The following is a 21,938-nucleotide window of genomic DNA, read 5'->3' on the forward strand; positions in this document are numbered from 1 at the left end:
AATTATGATTACAGACCAGCTTACAAATACTATTTACTTTTCTCACATACTTGAACAAGTATGTCCAGATTTGTATCGTTCAATATCAACCTTGAAAGAAAAAGGCTATCCAATAGAGTTTTTCCAAGGTGCAAAAGATATGTGGGCACGTGATTATATGCCGATACAGGTCGCTCCAGACAAGTTCGTGGCATTCAAATATCTCCCAGACTATCTTCTTAATCCAAAGTATAGAGATTTACTAACAGAAAATGCTGCTGATATTGCTCGCGAAATCTTAGGTGATAAAGCCGAGGTGATAGACACAGACATAATTGTTGATGGCGGAAACGTAATCAAGTGCGATAATGCTGTTATCATGGTTGACAAAGTAATTCAGGCTAACCCTCACTATTCTGCAAGCAAACTTCTTGCAGAATTGACTCGCCTGTTCGGTTGCGAAGTTTTCCTTATTCCTTGGGATGATGAAGAGGGTATATATGGTCATTCTGACGGAGTTGTAAGGTACTTGTCTGATGGCGACCTCCTTTTTACAAAATATCCAGACCCCAAATACATGAAACAATGCCAATCCATGTTGAAGAATCATTTCAACAAAATGCACAATTTCTGGATGCCTTCGGGTGGAGCCAAATGTCGTGAACGATTCCAATGGGCTTACATCAACTATATCCGCACAAAGGACTATATCTTTATGCCAGCACTATCAAAGAATGCAGACTGTATAGAAGACACGACGGTTCGCCGCCAGTTTGAACTTCGTTTCCCAGAGTACCCAAAGGAGAACATAATCCCTATATACGCACTTGAAGCTCTAAAACAAGAAGGAGGACTCCATTGCTGTTCTTGGAATATTCTAAAATAACATCACGACTTATGAAACAGCATACAAGCCATAATATAATATGCTTAGAAGCGGAATGGGAATATAGCGAGCAAAATCCCAAAAACCGCTTTAGTCTTAACACCTTGCCAATGCTTAATTGGTTAAAAGAGGCATACGATTGTGATGTGATATATAGAAGATTCAGAACAAAATCTGACCTGAAGTATTATCTTGAATACTTTCGTACTCATGCAAAAGGTGATGATGAGGAGGAAGACTTCAACAAGTATGATATTATATATTTCGCCTGTCACGGTGAAAAGAAAAGCTTGTGGATTGAAGGACAAACAGTACCACTCACTACTTTAGTGAAGTGGGCAAAGGGCTTTTTTAAGGACAAGGTCATTCATTTTGGGTCTTGTAGAACAATGTCTAACAAAATCGACTCAAAGCATTTCAAAAGAGAATGCCAGGCCTTAATGGTGAGTGGTTATCAAAAATCTGTAGATGCAATGGATTCAAGCATAGCGGACATAGCGATAATGAATGATTTGCTTTCTCAGGAAGATATTGAAGTCGAAAGATATACAGATAGAGACAGTGAATTCTATCAGAAATATGAATCGCTTTTAGATAGCCTCGATTTCCATGCTTGTTAATGAACGAAATTTTAAGATGACATGAATCAGAAAGAACTTATACCCAATCCCGAAGACCGCATTATGTGTGTAAAAGTAGGGAAAGTGAAAAGGGAGAATCTGTATGAGATGACCCGTAAGTATTGGAAGGTTGATATAATTCGCGCAAGAAGGGCTACTCATGTACTGGCAATCGTCAACGGAATTGTGGAAGAAGTCTATAATCCTGTTGATTGGAAATACACTGAAGACCCTAAACACATTGGAAGGTGTGAGTTCCTTGGCGTTGAAGACGAACATACAACATATATAGGGAAAGATGTTTCTGCATTCTATGGCAAAAGTCAGAATCCTGTGAAGTACATCAATATGTGATTTTTGAAATGCGTAAATCATCCAATATGATAACCGACGATGCCGTAAAGTTCGTTACAGGCATTGAGAATATCGAGGTCTTCCTTGAAGAAAACGATGAATGGCAATTCCATTTTTCAAAAGTAACTGAGATTCATTGGAACAGCGATAAAAGGCAGCTTGACGTGACAATTAACCCTCCGTGCTGCGTTGGCATTGAGTATGACCGAAAGAAGGTGGAAGTCTTTCTTGATTTCCATTTCACCGATGTTATTGATCTGAAATGGGAATATACCCAAGATGATTTTGCCGATGAGATTTCAATGAAAGAGTTCCACGGGTTTCTTGAAACATGGTTTGATTTTATCACACTAAATATCACATCAAAGGGAGTAATGGTTGACAAACCGAGGTTTGAACCTCTAAAAGTGGAAAAACAATGAGGGGGTGTTATACTCCCTCATTTGCTTTAATGGTTATCTTGATTTTTATCCACCAAACAACTTCCACAAGCCATAGACTACCTCCAAGAGAACGATGCCAAAGAAGGTACAAAAGGCGATGTACAACCGCATGAAGGTTTTCCTCCCGAAATAGACACCATCCCCCTGGTTGATAATCTCATAGCACCTGTCTTTATTCCGTTCAAGCATCTGAGAAATGTTAATGCGGTGTTTCTCGTATAGTTTTGCTTCTTGCTGTGAATACGTTTCATACTTGTTCTGCAATTGCCTGACAGACTCATCATCCAGCTTATTCGTGATGACAACTTCACGGCTATCCAAAATAGCATTAGTGATGGCTGTTACGGCATTGTCAGTACTCTTGCTGGCAGCTGTAACGGCTACCACAATTTTCTTCAAATCTTCTATGGCTGTCACAAGTTTGTCAACGACTTCCTTAACATCGTTCACATTCTCGGTAACCTGGCTTAACTGTTCAGCCAGATTATCTTTCTGCTCGGCGATCTCTTCTTTTCGGTTGATTTCCTCAACAAGGTTATCATACTTATTTCGACTCATGATGGTTTTGTTTTTAACGGTGAATTCCTTTTGCTTTTCTTACAGACCTGCTCATTGGCTTGCATAGCCAGTTGGCATGTTGGGCGCAGCGTCGTGCCCATTCACGTTCATCCTCATCCTTGTCCTTGCCCCAGTTTGACGGAGTGGAACCACCTCCGCAACACGATTCTGAAACGGTGGTGGCGGCATCGACGTAGTTCATGAACAGCAGCATAGCCACGTTCAAGACGTTCTCAAATGGCACAGATTCGTCTGGAACTTCAATGGCATCCTTCATAGCCTTGTACGCCTCCAACGGCATTGTGATGGAATATTTCTCATCGTCAACAGACATTATCTTTCTGAAGACAGATGGTGCTTCTGGCCTGGTCTGGGCAACGCTATGACGTTCTGAAGTGTGTTCTGTGAAGGGCTTCCTTTCTGAAGTCTGGGAGGTGCCCACGGTAGAACTGGGTTTCACAACACTTTGTGCGACTGGGTGAAGTTTCTTCCATGTGGCTTCAAGTTTGGATGCGGTGAGGTCACGACCTTTACCCAATATGGATGACTTGAAACGGGAGTTGCCACGAAGGATGGTGTACCCATGCAGCACACCTTGTTTGTCACGTTGTTCCTTGACTTTGTAACCACGACTTTCAAGACCGTGCTTATAAGTGTCCCAATCATATCTTGCCATTCCATGAAGGATGTAGTAACAGGCATCCGTTATCTCCTTCAGGTGAGCATCGTGAATATCCTCTGGCAGCTCCCATCCACGTTCAACATTGATGGCATGGGCAGCCTTAGTTGCACTTTCCCCAACGAAAGAGTCATTCATAAGATTGCCATCAAGGTCAATACGGTTGATGAGGATGTGAAGGTGAGGGATGCCGGACTTTGCATCAAAGTGAAGACAGGCAAATATCTGTGCCCTGTCCAGATTGAACTTGCCAGCACCCTTCTTCTTTCCATCTTTGGTTTGGACTTCTTTCTTGAACTCATCGAGGAACCGCAGGGCATAGTCGTACCAGTCATTGAGTGTCCATCCCTTAGTCTCTTCAAGGGATGGGGAAACCTCCATCCGAAGGGTCGGCTTCTCGACGGGTTTGCGCCTGAATTTTGGCGCATACTTTTGGTGGATGGTTTCCATCGCTCCCCACATGGCGAGAGGAGTAAGCCCCTCGTCAAAATTACGTGTCAACACAATGTCGGCACGATTATGCTTAGTGGCATAGTTTGTCATGGCTGAGCCATGTGATATAGACTGTCCTTTTGCTATCATACAATTATCTTTTGAACATACCTTCTATCTCCACAAGGCGACGTATCAGGCTATTTACGCCCTCAATCCACTGCTTCATGAACTGCTCGTTGCGGAAGTATTTCTTTCGCTGTTCCTGGGTAGTGCCGTGAAGGGCATTTTTAATCAGAACCAGCTCGCCACGGGCAGCTTTCAGCGACATCAGGGCATCAGCCTCCTTGTCGCTCATCATCACCTTTGGTTCCTGACCCAATGAGGTGTCATGAACATACTGGCTTTTTTTCAGTCCACAGGCTGTAGCCAGTCTTACAATCTTTTCGTTCTCATCGGGCGTATAGCACACGGTAATACGTGGATTGCGCCCTTTGCGTTCTATCTTCTGTTCCATTAGCAAATGTTTTATTTGTAGGTTTATAATTGGGCTTGGTCAACCCAATGCGAGCCTGCGAGTATTGCAAGAGGTCAAGAAGTCGGGCAAGTAGCGTAGCGGATTGTCGGACATTGACACTTCTTGTTTAGAGAGTACGAAAATACAGGCTCCCTTCGGGATTGTCCCAAAGCCCTGGAGGGCTATCCGGCATCGTCGGGTGTCGTTTCGTCATCGGTGATGGCGGTAGCATCTGGAGGGGTCGCACCTGACGGTTCAGAGGAAATCTTCGCTTCGTTCTCTGGGCTGTCTTGGTGATTAGTTGCATCTGGCAATGTGATAGATGGGGAAAGGGTACCTTCATTCGTGGTGGACGGCTCGACACCATTATTGAATTGTTTTCTTTCCCTGTCGTTGTCATCATTGGAATTGTCACGGCTAACGGGGACAGAATGCTTAGAGGTGTACTCATCCCTTTGTTCGATGGTTTGCCCATCTGTTTGAGGGGTGATATTTGCCAAATCAATCTCTGTTGAAGAAAGGGATAAGGAATTGTCTTTCATGCAATCTTCTGTAACAGTTCTATTAGTAGAGATTCCAGCGGAAGCACTACCATTAGCAGAAGCACCGTTGGCAACTGTTCCATCGTCTGTGATTCCATTGGCAGTATTCTGACATTTGTGGTTAGCCTTGATGCGCGGTTCCACTTGCAAATAGCGTGAGTAATGCGAATTGCGGATTACCTGACCAGCGGCATACCAACTGGCAATACAATGGACTGTAAAGACAGTGGTACGGCAGTTCGGCACAGATGATACCAGCCCCACCTCGTGGAAAAGGTCAACCATCTTGGATGCAGTCTTGCGGTTGCACTTCCATAGTTTGGCAAGTTCCACCTCCGAAATGGCAAACTGCCCAGGGGTTAGGTCAACTGAATACTCTTTCTTCTCATAGTGGGTCGGTTCCTTTACTGCCATTTGCAGAAATGTGACAAAACACTTCATGCGGTCGAATCCCTGCGGATAGTTAGACAGGAAATCCAACTGTCGGTCTGATAAGAACAGACCATAAGATAAATCTTCAGTGTACATGGCTAAATGTCTTTAATTGTTACGGGCGCGGACACCCTTCAAGTTCTTGTCTCATTCTTGGGTTTACTCATCTGTGGAAACCTCGACTACGAGTCTGCGGCAAGTCATCAGCGATGCTGATAAGAGCTTCGTTCAACTTCTGTTCCTCCGCTTTGTTCAGCAGATGGATGGCATCTATGTTGATGGCGAGTGCAGCGGCTTCACGTCCGTACCTGATAGCCTCTTGGTCATCATCAATGGCCTTGTTTGCTCCTGTGGCTTCAATGTAGGCATTCACCTTGTCGCGCATGGTGAAATAACCCAAGCCAGTCTTTGCCCAGTTAGCAGCTGAGTAAACGGCACTCTCTTTGAGTGCGGATAGTTCCTGCTCCTTCATATCAGTGCTTCTTGCTTAGTGTTTGCATGTGAAGACGGGCTTCTGCGTCAATCTCTTCTTGGGTATATACCCTGTTCCTCCGAATCCACGAAAGAATGTCTGCTTTCTCGAAGTAGATCATCTTTCCGTTCGGTCGGTAGAAGGGGATGCTCTGCTCACAGGTCATCTTATAAAGAGAACTGCGAGCCATGCCCATGAACTTGGCGGCTTCCTCAACGGTTAATACTTCCTTGGATGAATCAAGGATGTCTTCCAGAACGTCAACGCGCTTCTGGAGTTCTGCAACCTGTTTGTGCAGTTGGGTGTCCTTCTGGACTGGATTTTGTTGTGTCATTTTTAAAATACTTTTTTGTTTTACCTATTTATATTTTACACTATTGTCACTCCATGACTGCCACATATACTGACCAGATAAAAGAGGTTGTTTGTCGGTCAAAAGAGAAATGCGGCAGTACTAAGTTACTCCTATAGGATGGAGCGGAAAAATAATCGCCATAGAAAAGTTTGATTTTTGACTGTTCTTAACTGGCGAGTATGATTTTGCAGCGTTTTTCATACTAATAAACCGTTTGGGATGCTTGTTTTCGTTGGGGATGTTACTATCGGAAACGAAGATGTCAGAGGCACCCCCTTGTGCCACTTCCTGCCACCAAATCCGAAGGTCGGTTTGCTCGATTAAAAAAGTTGTAACATATCGCATATATCTCATTATTTTTTTGTATCTTTGCACCAAGTTTCAGTGGTACGTGCACCACATTTCGGATGCTTGGATTTATTTAACACATTTTTGGTGCAGGTTTGTTACGTTTGAGAAAAACAAATTTTGAAACCACTGAAACACAATAGGTTACAAGATTTCTAAAACCTACGAAGTAGAGCATGGCTCCGTAGAAATGAACTGTCAAATAACGGGTTAGCCACTTCGCCCACGCTCCTTCCCACTTGGGCAGCAACGAAAATGCCCATTGTATTGGACCGAATATAGTGAGCATTCCGAGCAATATCTGCTGACAGTATATCGTCGCCCACCAACCGATGCGGAACACGATCAGGGCTATCAGCATCACTATCTTGTCGATGCCCACCACGGCCCCTGCCGTCAGTGAGGTGAACCACAGTTTGCTGGCATCCTTCTCCATGTTGGTCACTTCGTCCACGCCCGTCTGCTCCATCGTCGCCTCTATCAGGTTGGGGTCTGATGTGCCCTTATGCGCCACGTCTGCCTGTGCCTGGAGGTCAGTGTACATCGAGTCCCTGACATATACCAACTGCTGCACCTCCTCAAACTTGTCGGAAATTTGGGTCGCCTCTGCCTCATAGAGGTCGTGGGTGTAACTGCCGATGCAATTGGGAATATAGGATAGAAAATCCAATACGCACCAGCTGCTGCCGCTGTTGGTCATGCCTGTGTCAGCAGGTGGGTACCACCAACAGAGGATGATGCTCACCACCAAGGGCTTGAACAGTTTCATCACGTCCAACGGTTCGTTCTTCACCATCATCTTGTAGGCCATGCTTGCCGCCACGATGATAGAGAACAGTGCCGCCAATGCCATACACATTTGGAGGATCCACCAGAACGGCCCTTGTGAGCCTGTGAAGGTGGCATCGGTCAGGAACTCGTTGGTCTGGAATATCACATCGTCAATCTCCTCTTCGAGGATGTTGATGCCGAAATCGCTGAGTATGTTGTCTGCCATCAGTGCCTGGTTCTATTGTTGATAATCTCTTTGATAAACTCTATGCCTTTCGGTGTCCATGACAGATAGAAGTGGTAGAAGCAGCGCATCCTGCCTGTGACATATACCGCAATGCCCTTGTCCTGAAGGTCTTCACGCAGTTTCCACATTCCATATTCCTTGGTGATGATGCCTTCCTCTTTGAGGGTCTTCACAATCTTGCCGTAGTAACTTCCGACATATTTGTGAAGCTTTGACATTGAAACTACCTCTAAATCAGATGGCATATAATGCTCATCAACGATGGGTGTCCTGCCGATAACGCTGATTCGCTTCGGCATCCTTGACATCTCCAACTGCCACTTGCCGTTTTTCCTCTTGGCGGCATAGAGACGTAACTGTATTTTTGATATTGATTCCATAGCTATTTCTTTATTTTATGTTCTTTCGATAACAGGAATGACTCCCACGCTCTTCAGTTTCTCATAGAGGAAGCGGCGACCTTTCTGTGTCCATTTGGTGTTCATGCGCACATCCTCCGTACCGTCCTTGTGTTTAATGAGGTAGGTCTCGCTGGTCACATAACCGCAGTCCTTGTAGTCGGCATACAGAATCCACTGCTTGCCACGCTGATACTGGATGTTCATCTCCTTCAGACGTCGGTTGAAGCGGATGGACGACTCGCCATAGTCCTGTGCTATCTGTGTGACCAGGACACTGCTCTTCGTGGCAAGGATGATGTCAAGGTAACTCACCTTGTCCTTCATCTCCGTCACCTCCTGTTGCAGGTCATCCACCTTGGATCCCAACTCAACGATGCGTGTCCTTTGGTGTTCACACTCCTGTTCGACAAGCAGACGCTTTTGTCGTTCTTCCTTCAGATTGACTGCTAACCGTATCAGGAAGTCTGGCTCTGCCAATGCCTTCTCGATGGTCTGCTGTGTCATATAGGCACCATGCTTGCGGATAGAGGGGAGCACCTCCGATGTCACCCACTTGCGGAAACGTTTGGCTTCGGGTTTGCGACTGTCAAGGATGACATCATACAGTCCGTCTTCATTGATAAAGTTTGTAACCTGTTCTCTTCCAAGACTATCCGAGATGGGGTACTTTGAAAGTACATCATCCGAAAGTCGTTGTACCAACTTGCTGGTTTTTAGTCCAAGAACTCTTGCCACATCAGCCAAACAGAACAAGGGTTGCTCTGGTGTTCCTGTGGTTCGGACTGCTCCAAATTCCTCGTTGTTGAAAATCTGAATATCGTTCATATCTCTATGCTGTTTTGTGATTATTTCTTCTCTTCCCTTATTTCTATCTGTTCACACTTTCTTCACCCTCACCGCTGTTGGCATCATCGCCGTCAGTGCCTGTCGAGCTCCTCACGCCCTTCATGTTTTCCTGCCAACGGCTCTTGGCATCGCTGATGATGCTGCCTTTATGTACTACACGGTCGTTGGTGGCTGCCAAGAGGGCGGTAGTCTGGCTTTGGGTGTTGAGCTGCACAAGGTATTTCAGTAGTGTCTCGTTCTGTGTCGTCAGGTCGGCATAGATGCTAAGATACTGCCGCTTTCTCTGTGCATTGGGCATATAGGCATCCTTGGTGGCTTTCACGGCACACTGGTACATATTGTACAGTTCCTCCCACCGACGCTTGTCGTTGATGGTGCCTCCTGTAGGGATGATATGGTCTATGTTCGCCTTCATCTTGTCCAACTGACCGTTGATCTTGCTGCTTTCGGCAAGCCAGGCGAGGTCTATCTGTCGGTCGGCTACGTTCAAGGCTTCCACCTCAGCACGCTTGGTGAGGGCAGAGTCTATCTTCTCCGCATCATCTACTTGGTTGTAGAGGTTGATGCCGGCAAGAGTGCGGAAACCTAACTTGTTCTTCTCTGCCGCTGTCTTCTTATAGTTGTTATGTAACAGCCAATAATAGAACTCAGGGGTGAGAGAACCGCCACCTGTCTCCATCACCGTTATCTGGTTCTGCTTGGAGGAGTCGTGGTTGTAGGTCACGCTCTGGGCTGTGGCTTTGATGGTGGTTGCTACCGCCATGATGAGTATCATTGTCTTCTTCATGTCCGTTCTTCTTTTGTTTACAATCCGTCAATAGTCAAGTTTTCCTGCCACTTTCCATCGGCTGAAGGCATCTTCCAGTATCTCTTCCTTCGTCCTCGTCCGATACACCTTCTCCTTCCAATAGCCCATGCGCAGCTGCACATACCGCCATGTCTGGAAGTAGGCTTGGTTCAGATGTTTTTCTATCAGGTCCAACGAATTGTTGATATTGTCCAACACCATCAGCAGGTCGGAAGTTGAACAGGCTGCCGCTCCTGTGGCATACAACACGAGGTCGTTGACGCTATGGTAGAGTTGGCTTCCTTCGTTGTATATGTTGTCGATGGCTTTCTTGTTGATGCTGATGAGCATCGTGTCAGCCAGTTCGATGTGTTTCCGCTTGATGACCTTATCATTGAAGTCCTCCAACAGGTTCTTGTAGTCACTGATGCGGTCGCTCACCGTCTGGTAGGTGCTCTTCACGTTCAGCACCGTGCGCAACGACTGGTACATCACATCGATGATGTCGAAGGCCCGGGTGTATTTGTCCAAATCCACATTCAGTTCCTTGTATTTGCCCACCTCTTCACTGCTGTATTCATGCAGCAGTTGATTGCTGTACTCCAAAGTGCTGCGTGCCAGCAAGAGGCTGCGCTGCTTCTTGTGGTCGTTGATGTATGCTTCCACCGATACCGCATCGAATCCCCATTGCGCCAAGGCTGTATTGGGGAAGAGGGTAATCAGCAGGAGAGCTATGATGATGGTATGTCTCATTCTCCGTTCCTCCCTCAGTTTTCGTTCTCGTTATCTTCACCATTCCCTCTGTTAGGGTCTGCATTCTCTCTCCATCGCTCGTAGCACTCTTCAATGAGTGTCCTTCTGCGACCTTGGTCTGCGTCGATTGAAGGAAGAATGTCCTTCAGCACGTCAATGATGCTGCGCTTGTAGTGCATCATTTTTTCTAATGATACCAAGTCGGCGTAAATCTTGGTGATACGGCTATCTACTTCACGGGCTATCTCCAGACGGTCGCTCGACCAGAGCAGGTGTATTACATCGTCATTGTCGGCGGTCTGGGTTGCCTCGCTCTTGGCATATTCTGTGGTGATGCTGCACGACGGGAACTCCTGGGCTATCTCCGAGATACGGCTGTTCACCTGCCTCGTCTTCTCCTCGTCAGAGGCATTCGGGTCAAGGGTCAGCACATCCACCACCTGTGTGTCGGTGTATTCCGAGGTCAGCTCCCACGATATTTGCAGTATCGCACGGTGTATCTTGATGCCAAGGAAGTACTTGGGCTTCCTTGCAATGGACAGTGTCGCCTTGAAGGTGATAATGCCGTTGATGTTGGGCATGGTGGCAGTTCGGACGTAGGTGTAGCCGTTCCACGAACCGGCACCTTGCCACGTGAGATTGTAGGCTGACTTCACATCCTGCATGATGGCAGGGATGCGGTAGTAGTCATCGGTGGAGGTGGCATTGTCGTTAGCCGCCTCGCTCTTGGCATTCTGTATGTCTGCCAACTGCTGCTGCCATGTCGCCAATTCCTTCTTCAGGTTGTCTATCTTCGTCTTGTTGACATTATGTTGCTGCCGCAAGGCAGGGGCTTCCTCCACAGAGGCATTGGCTATCTGCGTGAGCAGGTTCCTGTTCTCTGTCTCCAACTGGCTTATCTGCGCCTCCAACAGGGCTATCTTGCTATTCGCCTCACGTTCCTTCTCGTCCAGTTCCGATAGGTCGAGATTATTTTCTGATACGCTTGTCCTCATGGCGCATTCCTTGCTGTGGGCATTGAGCGAACCGCCGCACTCACGGCACTTGTACTGCGTGCTGCCCTGTCCGAGGGTGACACCGTCCGAACAGGTGACGCTGATGGTCACGCTCTCCACGCCCTTCAGTTTGGCGGCATCGGTGGCTTGATAGTAACGGCGTGCGTCACTGCCGATGTAATAGACATAGCCCTCCTCGTTGTCGTTATACTCCGAGAGACGTGCCTGCAACTGACGCTTGAAGGTATTCAAGTCCATGCTGTAGGAGTCGAAGACATCCTCATACACCTCTTCCACGTTGTTCCAGCTCTTGGTAACGTGTATCTCGTAGGCGTAGGCCTTCTTGGTCTGCTTGCCGCCACGGCTGATGATGTACGACGACATCCAATAGTTCATCGTATAGGTGAAGCCGTCGCTCTGGGCGTTGAGCTGCTGCACACGGCTGCGGCTCCATCCGGCATGGTTCTCCGAGTTGGCCAGTATCTGCTCTCGCTGCGTGCTGTTAGGGTAGAAGTTGGGGTCGGAGGTGTTGATACGATACCAATGGTCACCGTTCAGAATACTGTTGTCATCGGTCGGCGGATAGTAGTCACAGAGGCTTACGCTGCCTTGGTCTCGTCGGGCAATGTACCAACGCTGTGTATAGTAGTTGCCCTGCGTCTCGCTCAGATAGTCTGTCATCCACGAGGTGATGTTGTAGTTGGAGAGGTCGAAGAGGGCTGCCACGTTGTCCTCGCCACCCACCAGACTAAGGAGTGTGCTGCCGATGCCGTTCTCTGCCTGTTCATAGAGGTCATGGTAGTTGTCATAGATGTCGATGATTTTACTCACCTTGCCATTGAAAAGGTCGTTGAAGGCACTCTGCTGCAAGAGTGCGCCTGATGCCCCGTTGATACCTGCCGTCGCCAACGATGCTCCCATATTGTAAAGCGTCTCGATGTCGGCGGTGAGGTTCTCCACGGTGAAGTTGCCGGGCACACTGGCGATGTCATCCAACAGCTGCTGCCAATCTACATTGCCTATCTCCGAGAGTTTGAGGATGGCGGCTATCTCTTGGTTGATTTCCAAGAACTGAATGTCGGCAAAGGTCAAGCTACTGTTGGTCACGACACTCTCAAACTGCATACACAGCGACTTTGTGTCGGCGCATATCTTCATCAGGTAACTGCCCCAGTAGAGGGCGGTCTGCGGACTTTTCAGCATCATTCCTGCCACCGTCCATATCTTGGGCATAATCTTGTTCGCCACCATATTGTGGATGCGGCGGTAATAGTAGTTCTCCGTGCTACTGCTCCAAATGCCGAGGTCGGTGAATGCCTTGCGCTCCAAGAACTTGGCAGCGAAGATGCCGGCAGTGGCAACCTCTGCGGCATTGTAGTGCTTCAAGATTTCGCCCACCTGCTCGTTATAATAGCTCTCTGCCATAGCTCCAGCACCGAATGCGGCAGCCATGGCGGCAACGATCTGCTTGTCGTAGTTCACGCTGTAATACTGCGCATGAACCCTTCCCACGACAAGTGTAAGACACATATATATTATAATAAGGTATAAACGTCTCATTGCTTCACTACTTTACGTTTTTACTACTTTCAGTTTCTACTATTCCACTACTTTACTACTTGTAGTATTTACTATTGGTAGTATTCACTACTAATCGTATTTACTACTAATCGTAAATACTACCCAGCCACCGTTCCCGAAAGTTTTGCTTTCGGGCATCTGGGCTTTACGTCTATTCCGGGATTTCCGTTTCCATCAATCAGCCCCCGTGCTCGCCGTGTCAGCGGCGAGTGGCTCCATCGTCCGTCAAATTGAGCACATGCCCCGCCTCATTGACCTTCTGCGCAAATGCCAACGACTTCCCGATGCCACTGGCATCCCAATCTCTGCAATACCGCTCGATAGCCTCCTGATGTCTGCACTTCAGTTCATGCTTATAGAGTTTCAATGCCTCCTTCTCAGCTCGCTCGGTGGTGTAGGTCATATAGCACTCGTGCGGCTCCTCCACACCATACACTCCGCTCGTCGATCCACGTCGGATAAACACCTCACGGAAGAAACTTCTTCCCTCCTTGTTATCCAAGCGGTTGACAGTGAATATCTTCTTGCAATCCACATCCGTCAATCCTAATATCGCCTTGATCTCGTCGAATCGCTCACGAAATTTGCTTTGGTCGAGCAGCATCACCACGTCGGAGTTGTTGATGATGGCTTCCTTCACGATGGGACTGCCGATGATGTCCTGTATCTCCTGTGTCACTACGCCCACGCTCGCCCAGAACTTTCGGGCTGTCTTGTATAGGTACTTGATGTACTCGGCCATCAGCGGCGAGGCGATGGCTTTCCATGCCTCCTCGATGACAAGGCACTTGCGGTTCTTCTTCAGGCGCATCTTCTGCAGGAACACGTCCATGATGATGAGCGTCACGATGGGGAAGAGCTGCTTGTTCTCCTTGATGGCATCCACCTCGAAGACGATGAAGGTCTCGTCGAACAAGGTGCTATCCACGTTCTCGTTGAGAATCTTGTCGTACTTGCCGCCACGGTAGAAGTTTTGGAGCATATAGGCGAAGTTGTCGCAGTCGATGGTGGTGATGTTGTTCTCGATGCAGATCTGGTCGAGACGCTCACAGGCGAACTCATAGAATGAGTCGAAGGAGAGGGTCTTCACGCTCAATGCCATGCGCCGTTCCTCCAGTCCCTTGATGAGTTTCTCCACCTTGTCGTGTATCTGCGTCAGCTCCGTGCCGCGCCGCTTCTCCATGGTGGAGAGGTTTTTTCTCAGTGTCTCCTTCTGTGAGGAAGGATAGGGCTGCACACCGTTGAAATAGAAATCGTAATACTCCGTCACCAACTGCTCCACGACACGGAACTCCAGTTCGGGTATCTGCGTCTCCGAGCCTTTCCATATCAGCAGTATCAGGTTCTTCAGGAAGTCTATCTTCTCAATGTTCAGCTCCCGCTTGCTGATGTTGAAGGGGTTCATGGTGATGGGCTTGTCCTCCGTATAGGCGATGTACTTGCCGCCCACATACTCGCAGAGTCCCTCATACGAGTTACCCGTATCGACCATGACGATGTCGGTGTTCTGCTCCCACAACTGACGCACCACGCTGTTCATGTGGAAGCCTTTTTGTATTTCCTAACACGCTGAGCCACAGCACTCTCTTAAAAACAACAAATTCAAAACGGTACAAATTTTGAACAGGGGAAATCTATAGTTCAAGGCACTCGGCAAAGAGAAAAAACTATGACAGGGGCAAAAAGCAGTTTTAAGATTATTTATGAAAATATTTTGGGCAATTTTGGCTGGTTGCTATCCAAAGAGCGCATTTTTGATGAAAAGTCCCACTTTCATCAGCCATAAAGAGTGAGACGGTCGAAAAAGAAAAAGAGGGATGAGAGAGCCTTCTTGGTGGCTTCAACATTGGGCGAAAATGGATGTCTTGTACCTCAGTTGTATCTCAGTCGGCATATATTGCTGATAGACAATGCAGGTTAATAATTCGGCGGCAATAGAATAGCGTTTGAAAGACGTATTCATTGTTTAGTAGTTTTCCTGATAAAATGTTAAATTTAGGGTAGTTAGATTAGTTTTTCTTCCAATTGTTTGGTTTTTTGGAATTGAATGCCTACCTTTGCATTGACAAATCCCGCTCGCTTCCCATAAGAACAGCGTACCCAGCGGGACATTTTTTAAATTGTAGGTATATGAAAGTTATAAAGAACAAGACAATAGATTTTGCAACCGCAGTTCAGGCTCCCGTCATTAACGGAAATAGAGCTGCACGGACAGGTTATGTCCGTTTGGTTCGCCTTATCACTGACGAGCCTGTTCCTCAACAAACTTCATATACGGGAAAAATTGAGTTGAGGTAGGAATGGCTGTATATACAAAAGAATACGAATCCCAGCCAGAGGCTATTCTTACAAACGTCATTATCTGTCCAGCCGTAGATTTGTCGGCAAACGTGGCTGTTCCTGTTCATTGCCAAGTTGAAAATGTATTGTGGGACACAGGAGCGACCAATACATTGATTTCACAGGAAGTTGTAAATGCTTTAGGGTTACAACCGAAGAACAAGGCTCTTATTTCGAGTGCAGGAGGTGATGTCGAATCCTGGACTTACCTTGTTCATGTTATCCTTCCAACAGGAACAGCAGAGTTGAATGTTCAGGCTCTGCTTAACGACAATTCAGACTATGATGTGGTGATTGGCATGGATATTATAAATTCATGCGACTTCTGCTATACAAACAAAGACGGCAAAAGTACATTCTCCTTATGTCATCCAGCAAAGGAGAAAATCATTCTGAAATAAACCAGCCATAGGCTTTCTTTCAAGAAAGACATGTGCGACAACAATAATGACAGATGTGACATTCGCATCTGTCTTTTGCTTTTTACGCCAATAAGAGGCCATTTCCTTACACAAAATATACGAGATTTGAGCAAGACTTAGTTAATTATGGTTAAATTTAAGGTTTATACATACTTTTCCATAACAAAATGAGGTTGTATTGAGATTTTCTTTGTACTTTTGCAGCGGACTATTATCGCCATGTTTATAGCCATTGAGGTTAGACGTGTTCTTTCGTGATGGCATACAAGGCAGCCTACGCCGTGCTGAGTATGGCGGAGTCATAATGACAAAGCGGTACAAAGCGGGCATTGGGTGGGAAAGATAGTCCAGACATAATGAAGGCGTTTACTAACGCTCTGTTTAAGACAGTCTGTAATCTAGCAAATTAACAGTTATCATAGTCTTGAGCAAAGCCAACGGTAGATGTCCCGGGTGTGATAATATCGCTCCTGCGGAGACCTGTAAGCACGGATTGTACCTTTTCGGGCACAACAATTGTTTATTATGGTCTCCTAATGGAAATGATTATTCATATCGGCGTGGGCTCTGACGTTGTCTGTTCAACTATGATAGGCAATTGCTAGAGCCTCAGACTGTGGAATAGACAACAGACGTTTCCACGCTCTTTTTATGTCTATATTGCTATTAACGAGCAACGACATATAAGCCGATATGAACGCATTGCTTAATGCGCATACCAAACGAGGTTGCGATTCACCTCCTCACATTGGATTTGCCTCCAATGTCTCCCCCGAAGCCCAAAGCTCACAAACAGGGGTGTCCTCGGAATATGTCCAGCAGGAAGGTTACAACTGGTTTGTTCTTCGTGCTACTTATAACAGGGTAAATGCAGCCGTAGAGAAAGCAAAGAAGAATGATATTAAGACATACGTGCCGATGCACTATGTACTAAAAGTGATTGCTGGGAAGAAGAAGCGAATACAACAGCCTCTTCTTCCCAACTTTCTTTTTATATACGCCACAAGGGAACAATCAGACAGTTTTGTGAAAAAGACAGTTGATGCCCCAATCTCTTTTATAAAATATTATTTGGATAAGACGCTTCCTCCAGAGGCAAACGGTAAAAATCCTCCGCTTATTATACCATACAATGCAATGATAAATTTTATCAAAGCAACAAGTACTGATAGTGAGCATGTACGCATTGTTACAGCGGAACAGTGTCACTATAAAAGTGGAGATAAAGTACGAGTAATAGCTGGTGACTTCAAGGGAGTGGTTGGAAAAGTTGCCAGAATAGCAGGACAACAAAGAATTGTTGTTGAGATCTCGGGATTGTGCCTTGTCGCTACTGCGTATATTCCTACTGATTTTATTGAGATTGTCAAATAATGCCGAAAGGCATATTGTTTAATTTAAATTTTTTATTTTATGAAGAAAAATGGTAAGAATGAAGAACTTCAGTCTCGTCGTGAGTTCTTTAAGAGAGCCGCTAAAGGTGCTCTGCCTATTTTGGCTGGTGCAGCTCTCCTGTCAAGTCCTATCTTGTCAGAAACTGCAAATGCAATGTCATGCGCAGGATGTAACAACCGTTGTATGAACAGTTGCTTCAACACATGTCATGGTACTTGTAGCAGAACTTGCTCCGGTACAAACAACAGAAACTAATCCTTCCCTCCACGGAGGTTATAGAATTCGACAATCTCTTTCTCGGAAGACTCGTAGTCATTTGTAAGGATGCAGCGGTAGGTGTATTCTCCTTCCCACAGGTCGAGTTCGCCGTCTATCCGCTTCTGTCTTTGAATCACAAGACGGTATGCCTTCCCTTTCCATTTCTCGATGAGAATGGAGGCCAGCTCAAACTCAATACCGCCCAATTTCACTTTCTTCCAACCTCTGAGGGCAAAGATGTCATTGTAGAGCGAACTGCATCGGTTGGCACGGATATAGAAGGTCTTGCAGTGTTTAGCAATCTCTTCCACTATCTCTTCAGAACACGAGCCGCAATCAGCTCTGAAACGGTTGATAATAAGCTTGTTCTGTTCAAACCTTTCAAAGAACCTCTTCAGCGTGTCCTTCTGGTGGAAACGGACATTTGTGTTGCCGTCGCTGTTCTCAATGCCGACAATCAAGTCGCCAATAACTGCCACGCCAGGGCGATAACCAAGGAACTTCTTGTATGTAGGCTTCGCATCATACTTCTCAGCCTCTATGAACTGGTGGTCGAAGTCAACGTCATACCCCTCGCCCTCTTTCAGCTGCCCTGTGGACAATAGGCAATTGAGGAGCAGTGTATTCAGCTTGTCTGCCGTGTTGAAGTCGTAGGTCTTGCCAGTGTCGGATGTGTAGGAAATGTTATCCTGGGTCAGTTCCTTTATGGCTCTGAGAATCGTGTCGGCACTGCATGTGCGAAGTGTCGGATGAAGCGAGAGGTGATACATCAGATGAGTGGTGACATCCTCGATGCATGAGCCGCCACAGAAATAAACGCTCATAAGCGAACGGATGATTTCGCTGTATTGATAACCATACAGCCTGCATCTCATACCGAGGGTTGAGTCGATTACAGATGAGAGCTTGGAATCAAATTGCTCCATTATTGGAAAAATACCTCCAAAAGGAGAGAGTTTCTCAGATTTTATTGCTACCTTTGCCATGTCTGTCGGGTTTGATACATATTTTGATTTGCAACACTAAGATAGGTGAAAAATCTGACATGGCAAAATCCTGAGCAACTTTTTGTTGCTCAGGTACTTATAAATAAAGTTAAATCAAAGTGTTGCGGAATTAAGGGATAAAAGATAGCTTCACGAAAAAATATACTCAAAATACTAAGAGTTTATTGATGTATAGCCAAATGAAAAAAGTAACTTTGCAAAAAATAGATGCAGAAAATGTGAGAAAGAAAATTTTTATTGGAGATGATAGTATGGCATTAGTAAAGCACGATTATCCTATTTTGGAATACGATACCGCATCAAAAGCAATCTTTCAGCCGGGAAATGGGAAAAAGCACTTCCCTAAAAAAGCCGTATTTGCATTTTTGGGGGATGAAGTGGAAAAGTATGCACATGCCCACAGTGGAATACAGATAGATGAATTTGAGAGTGCAACAAAATTATATCCCATCTATGAATGCTTTCATAATCAGGAAAGGATATGTTTATGTCCGGCTCCGGTTGGGAGTGCTGCTGCTGTCCAGATTTTAGAGTATTTAATAGCAGGAGGTGTGACAGAAATTATTTCTGTCGGTTCCTGCGGTGTATTGGAAGATATTCCGGAGAACAGATTCTTAATACCCGTTTCTGCATTGAGAGATGAGGGAACTTCTTACCATTATCTTCCGCCATCCAGAGACATAAAGATTTCAACAGCAGGAATAAGTGCAATCAAATTTGCTTTAAATCAAAAGAAAATCCCATATTTGGAAGTCAAGACATGGACAACAGACGGTTTTTATCGAGAAACACTGGAAATGGTGCAATACCGCAAAGAGGAAGGCTGTCAAGTAGTGGAAATGGAATGTTCTGCACTGGCTGCATGTGCAGAATTTAGAGAAGTAATATGGGCTATGTTGCTTTTTACAGCCGACACGCTCTCGAATCCTCATAAATACCAAGAACGGAAGTGGGGAAAAGCAAGTGTATCCACCGCCTTGGAACTGGCATTTGACGCTGTTGTATTAATCAAAGAATAAAGGAAACAAATCTATATGGAAAATACAATGAACAATCGGAATGAAATCCCACAACAAGTGAAGCAAGTCGTTTCCATAGCAGAAACCCTATTGCAGGGGCAGATATTGGGAATGTATTTATATGGCTCTGCGACAATGAATAAATTGCGTCCGGACAGTGACATAGATATATTGATAATAACCAGACAAGAATTGAATCTGTCAACGAAAAAGGAGTTGACCAAGCAATTATTGGAAATTTCCGGCTTCGTAGGTTGCGCCGAAAAAAGACCATTGGAGATAACTGTCATCCATCAAAAAGACATTATTCCGTGGCAGTTTCCGCCCAAATGCGAGTATATGTATGGGGAGTGGCTTCGGAAAGAGATGGAAGCCGGAATGATTCCGCAGGCGTGTTTCGACCCTGATATAGCGATTCTATTATGGCAGGCGAGAAAAAGTAGTATGACGCTGAAGGGCGCAGATTGCAAACAACTTATTCTCCCGATTCCGTTCCGCGAAATACAAAAGGCTATTCAATTTTCTCTACCCGGTTTGATTTCCAATGTTAAGGGAGATGAAAGAAATGTGCTATTGACGCTATCCCGCATGTGGTTTACATTAGAAACCGAAGACGTGACAACGAAAGATGTTGCTGCGGAGTGGGTGATTCCCCAATTGCCGGAAACCTTTTCTTCCCTGTTGAAAACGGCAAAGGAAGCCTATTTGGGAAACCTGTCTGACGAATGGGAAACAATGGAAAATGAAACGCTCGCGCTTACCGGGTTTATGAAAGGTCGGATTGAAGAATTGCTTAAAGCCAAAGGGTAAAGCAAGCAAAAGCAAGAATATCCCTACAATAAATAAACCGTTTGAAATGGTGCTGCCTCTTTTACAATAACCTAAAATCCGCAAGCAATCTCAATGGCAATCTCAATTGCAGTAAAGAGCTTGAACACTATGCATCATGATAGTATGAGCGTGAATTTTGTCCGATTTGTGCATACCTTCCCCTTACCCCACAATGCGACTTGAGGCAATACGCAGATTAAAACCATAAGGAACGGACTTTATCCGAATCCAGTTTTGAAAGGTCTTGCATAAGCCCGGTTTTCAGTATAGATATTCAGCACGTATTGCCTTGCTGTCATGATCCACTTGGCAGGTACGGAGATGAAGCTGAAGACAAAAGCCTTTATGCGACTCGTTTCCTTGAGCCCGAAAGCCTTGGTGTCAAGCTTGCTAATGATGGTCTTATAGAAATTGTGTATCAATGCCGTAAGCAGAAGGAATACGGTGTTCTCTGACATGAACGACTTGGGGAGCCTGTTCCAGCCGAATCCGTTGTTCATATCATCGAATATACGCTCTTTGCCCCCACGCTTGTTGTAAAATTCGACGATGTCTCTTGTTGATGAGTCATAATCGTTGGTAAGAATGCATCTGTAGGTGTATTCACCTTCCCACAAGTCAAGCTCTCCATCCATGCGCTTTTGTCTCTGAATGACAAGACGATAGCACTTGCCTTCCCATTTCTCAACAAGAATGGAATTGAGTTCAAACTGGATGCCGTTAATCTCCTCCGTCTTCCATCCTCTCAGAGCAAAGATGTCATTGTAGAGCGAACTGCATCGGTTGGCACGGATGTAGAAATGTTTGCAATGCTTCTCTATCTCACTGACGATTTCCTTCGAGCAGGAACCGCAGTCTGCCCTGAAGCGATTTACACGGATGTTCTGGGATTCCAGAAGAGCGAAGAATCTCTTATGGGTGTCTGCCTGATGAAAACGCACATTCGTGTTACCATCGCTGTTCTCGATATAGACTATCTTGTCACCGATAACATATACGCCAGGCCTGTAGCCGAGGAACTTTTTGTAGGTCGGTTTTGCATCATACTTCTCCGTTTCAAGGAACTGATGGTCAAAGTCAACATCGTATTCCTCAATTTCCTTCAACTCGCCTGTAGAAACCAAAGCGTTTATAAGCAATGTGTTGAGTTTGTCTGCAGTATTGAAATCATAGGTCTTGCCCTTATCGGAAGTATAGGAGATGTTTTCCTGTGTCAGTTCCTTGATGGCTCTGAGGATGGTATCAGAGCTGCATGTACGAAGGGTAGGATGATACGAGAGAGGCGCATCAGTTGTGACGTTACATCTTCCACGCATGAGCCGCCACAGAAATAAACGCTCATAAGCGAACGGATGATTTCGCTGTATTGATAACCATACAGCCTGCATCTCATACCGAGGGTTGAGTCGATTACAGATGAGAGATTGGAGTCAAATAGCTCCATTATTGAAAAAATTCCTCCAAAAGGAGAGAGTTTCTCAGATTTTATTGCTACCTTTACCATGTCTGTCGGGTTTGATACATATTTTGATTTGCAACACTAAGATAGGTGAAAAATCTGACATGGCAAAATCCTGAGCAACTTTTTGTTGCTCAGGAACTTATAAAGAAAGTTAAACTAAAGTGCTGCGGAATTAAGGTTTTATATTATCATCAATAGCAAATAGT

The 21,938-nt window shown here is 45.6% G+C and carries 20 protein-coding genes and 4 pseudogenes; 9 read left to right on the top strand and 15 right to left on the bottom strand.

Going from position 1 to position 21,938, the window contains the following annotated elements:
* Positions 1 to 4 precede the first annotated feature (4 nt).
* The 4 genes from CIK90_RS12040 to CIK90_RS12055 are packed head-to-tail and all read left to right on the top strand — an operon-like array spanning position 5 to position 2,261.
* Entirely contained in the window at positions 5 to 865 is an 861-nt protein-coding gene (locus CIK90_RS12040) for an agmatine deiminase family protein (RefSeq protein ID WP_094465640.1), read from the top strand.
* A gap of 11 nt (positions 866 to 876) precedes the next feature.
* Positions 877 to 1,485, top strand: a complete 609-nt coding sequence (locus CIK90_RS12045) for a DUF6642 family protein (RefSeq protein ID WP_094465642.1) — start codon at positions 877 to 879, stop codon at positions 1,483 to 1,485.
* A 21-nt stretch (positions 1,486 to 1,506) separates the two neighbouring features.
* On the top strand, positions 1,507 to 1,839 hold the full coding sequence (locus tag CIK90_RS12050; RefSeq protein WP_094465644.1) for a hypothetical protein: 333 nt from the start codon (positions 1,507 to 1,509) through the stop codon (positions 1,837 to 1,839).
* A gap of 8 nt (positions 1,840 to 1,847) precedes the next feature.
* Complete coding sequence (locus CIK90_RS12055; RefSeq protein WP_158216070.1) at positions 1,848 to 2,261, top strand: hypothetical protein; 414 nt, start codon at positions 1,848 to 1,850, stop codon at positions 2,259 to 2,261.
* 45 nt (positions 2,262 to 2,306) lie between these two features.
* On the opposite strand, the gene CIK90_RS12060 is transcribed toward CIK90_RS12055, so the two are convergent.
* From CIK90_RS12060 to CIK90_RS12125, 13 genes and pseudogenes are all read right to left on the bottom strand, one after another.
* On the bottom strand, positions 2,307 to 2,840 hold the full coding sequence (locus CIK90_RS12060) for a hypothetical protein (protein WP_094465648.1): 534 nt from the start codon (positions 2,838 to 2,840) through the stop codon (positions 2,307 to 2,309).
* Positions 2,841 to 2,853: 13 nt separating this feature from the next.
* A complete protein-coding gene (locus CIK90_RS12065; RefSeq protein ID WP_094465650.1) occupies positions 2,854 to 4,101 on the bottom strand; it encodes a relaxase/mobilization nuclease domain-containing protein in 1,248 nt (415 codons plus the stop codon).
* A gap of 4 nt (positions 4,102 to 4,105) precedes the next feature.
* A complete protein-coding gene (locus CIK90_RS12070; RefSeq protein WP_094465652.1) occupies positions 4,106 to 4,468 on the bottom strand; it encodes a hypothetical protein in 363 nt (120 codons plus the stop codon).
* Positions 4,469 to 4,650: 182 nt separating this feature from the next.
* A complete protein-coding gene (locus tag CIK90_RS12075; protein ID WP_094465654.1) occupies positions 4,651 to 5,538 on the bottom strand; it encodes a hypothetical protein in 888 nt (295 codons plus the stop codon).
* Between the two features lie 67 nt (positions 5,539 to 5,605).
* The gene (locus tag CIK90_RS12080) at positions 5,606 to 5,914 is read right to left on the bottom strand and encodes a hypothetical protein (protein WP_094465656.1); all 309 of its coding nucleotides are present in this window, start codon (positions 5,912 to 5,914) and stop codon (positions 5,606 to 5,608) included.
* A 1-nt stretch (position 5,915) separates the two neighbouring features.
* Positions 5,916 to 6,248 carry a helix-turn-helix domain-containing protein gene (locus tag CIK90_RS12085; RefSeq protein ID WP_094465658.1) on the bottom strand — a complete coding sequence of 111 codons (333 nt, stop codon included), beginning with the start codon at positions 6,246 to 6,248 and terminating at the stop codon, positions 5,916 to 5,918.
* Positions 6,249 to 6,744: 496 nt separating this feature from the next.
* A pseudogene (locus tag CIK90_RS12095) lies at positions 6,745 to 7,614 on the bottom strand (hypothetical protein); the annotation flags it as partial.
* A complete protein-coding gene (locus CIK90_RS12100) occupies positions 7,614 to 8,015 on the bottom strand; it encodes a hypothetical protein (protein WP_005816121.1) in 402 nt (133 codons plus the stop codon). The gene CIK90_RS12100 and the pseudogene CIK90_RS12095, both read right to left, overlap by 1 nt.
* A gap of 15 nt (positions 8,016 to 8,030) precedes the next feature.
* On the bottom strand, positions 8,031 to 8,861 hold the full coding sequence (locus CIK90_RS12105) for a phage antirepressor (protein ID WP_005816120.1): 831 nt from the start codon (positions 8,859 to 8,861) through the stop codon (positions 8,031 to 8,033).
* Between the two features lie 43 nt (positions 8,862 to 8,904).
* Positions 8,905 to 9,669 carry a DUF5045 domain-containing protein gene (locus CIK90_RS12110; RefSeq protein ID WP_005816119.1) on the bottom strand — a complete coding sequence of 255 codons (765 nt, stop codon included), beginning with the start codon at positions 9,667 to 9,669 and terminating at the stop codon, positions 8,905 to 8,907.
* 27 nt (positions 9,670 to 9,696) lie between these two features.
* Positions 9,697 to 10,422 (bottom strand): hypothetical protein, encoded by a 726-nt coding sequence (locus CIK90_RS12115; protein WP_005816118.1) that lies wholly within the window; start codon positions 10,420 to 10,422, stop codon positions 9,697 to 9,699.
* A 14-nt stretch (positions 10,423 to 10,436) separates the two neighbouring features.
* Positions 10,437 to 12,977: a hypothetical protein gene (locus CIK90_RS12120; RefSeq protein ID WP_005816117.1), complete on the bottom strand. Its 2,541-nt coding sequence runs from the start codon at positions 12,975 to 12,977 to the stop codon at positions 10,437 to 10,439.
* Between the two features lie 220 nt (positions 12,978 to 13,197).
* A pseudogene (locus tag CIK90_RS12125) lies at positions 13,198 to 14,550 on the bottom strand (TraG family conjugative transposon ATPase); the annotation flags it as partial.
* A 748-nt stretch (positions 14,551 to 15,298) separates the two neighbouring features.
* Between CIK90_RS12125 and CIK90_RS12130 the strand changes: the two are divergent.
* The 3 genes from CIK90_RS12130 to CIK90_RS12140 all read left to right on the top strand — a co-directional run bounded on the left by CIK90_RS12130 (position 15,299) and on the right by CIK90_RS12140 (position 17,410).
* Complete coding sequence (locus tag CIK90_RS12130; protein WP_048316574.1) at positions 15,299 to 15,739, top strand: retropepsin-like aspartic protease; 441 nt, start codon at positions 15,299 to 15,301, stop codon at positions 15,737 to 15,739.
* Positions 15,740 to 16,453: 714 nt separating this feature from the next.
* Entirely contained in the window at positions 16,454 to 17,134 is a 681-nt protein-coding gene (locus CIK90_RS12135) for a UpxY family transcription antiterminator (RefSeq protein WP_049129570.1), read from the top strand.
* A gap of 39 nt (positions 17,135 to 17,173) precedes the next feature.
* The gene (locus CIK90_RS12140; protein ID WP_080975713.1) at positions 17,174 to 17,410 is read left to right on the top strand and encodes a hypothetical protein; all 237 of its coding nucleotides are present in this window, start codon (positions 17,174 to 17,176) and stop codon (positions 17,408 to 17,410) included.
* Here CIK90_RS12140 and CIK90_RS12145 read toward each other — a convergent pair.
* A pseudogene (locus CIK90_RS12145) lies at positions 17,410 to 18,399 on the bottom strand (IS1380-like element ISBf11 family transposase); the annotation flags it as partial. The gene CIK90_RS12140 and the pseudogene CIK90_RS12145 sit on opposite strands and share 1 nt — an antisense overlap.
* Before the next feature lie 200 nt (positions 18,400 to 18,599).
* On the opposite strand from CIK90_RS12145, the gene CIK90_RS12150 reads away from it, so the two are divergent.
* Together CIK90_RS12150 and ant(9) are read left to right on the top strand one after the other, a co-directional pair.
* Positions 18,600 to 19,439, top strand: coding sequence for a nucleoside phosphorylase (locus CIK90_RS12150; RefSeq protein ID WP_229032463.1), 840 nt, complete (start codon positions 18,600 to 18,602; stop codon positions 19,437 to 19,439).
* 27 nt (positions 19,440 to 19,466) lie between these two features.
* Positions 19,467 to 20,249, top strand: a complete 783-nt coding sequence (gene ant(9), locus CIK90_RS12155; RefSeq protein ID WP_197065809.1) for an aminoglycoside nucleotidyltransferase ANT(9) — start codon at positions 19,467 to 19,469, stop codon at positions 20,247 to 20,249.
* A 239-nt stretch (positions 20,250 to 20,488) separates the two neighbouring features.
* On the opposite strand, the pseudogene CIK90_RS12160 reads toward ant(9), so the two are convergent.
* Positions 20,489 to 21,774, bottom strand: a pseudogene (locus tag CIK90_RS12160) (IS1380 family transposase).
* Between the last annotated feature and the right edge of the window lie 164 nt (positions 21,775 to 21,938).

Source organism: Prevotella sp. P5-126 (genome assembly GCF_002251185.1).
Taxonomy (GTDB): domain Bacteria; phylum Bacteroidota; class Bacteroidia; order Bacteroidales; family Bacteroidaceae; genus Prevotella.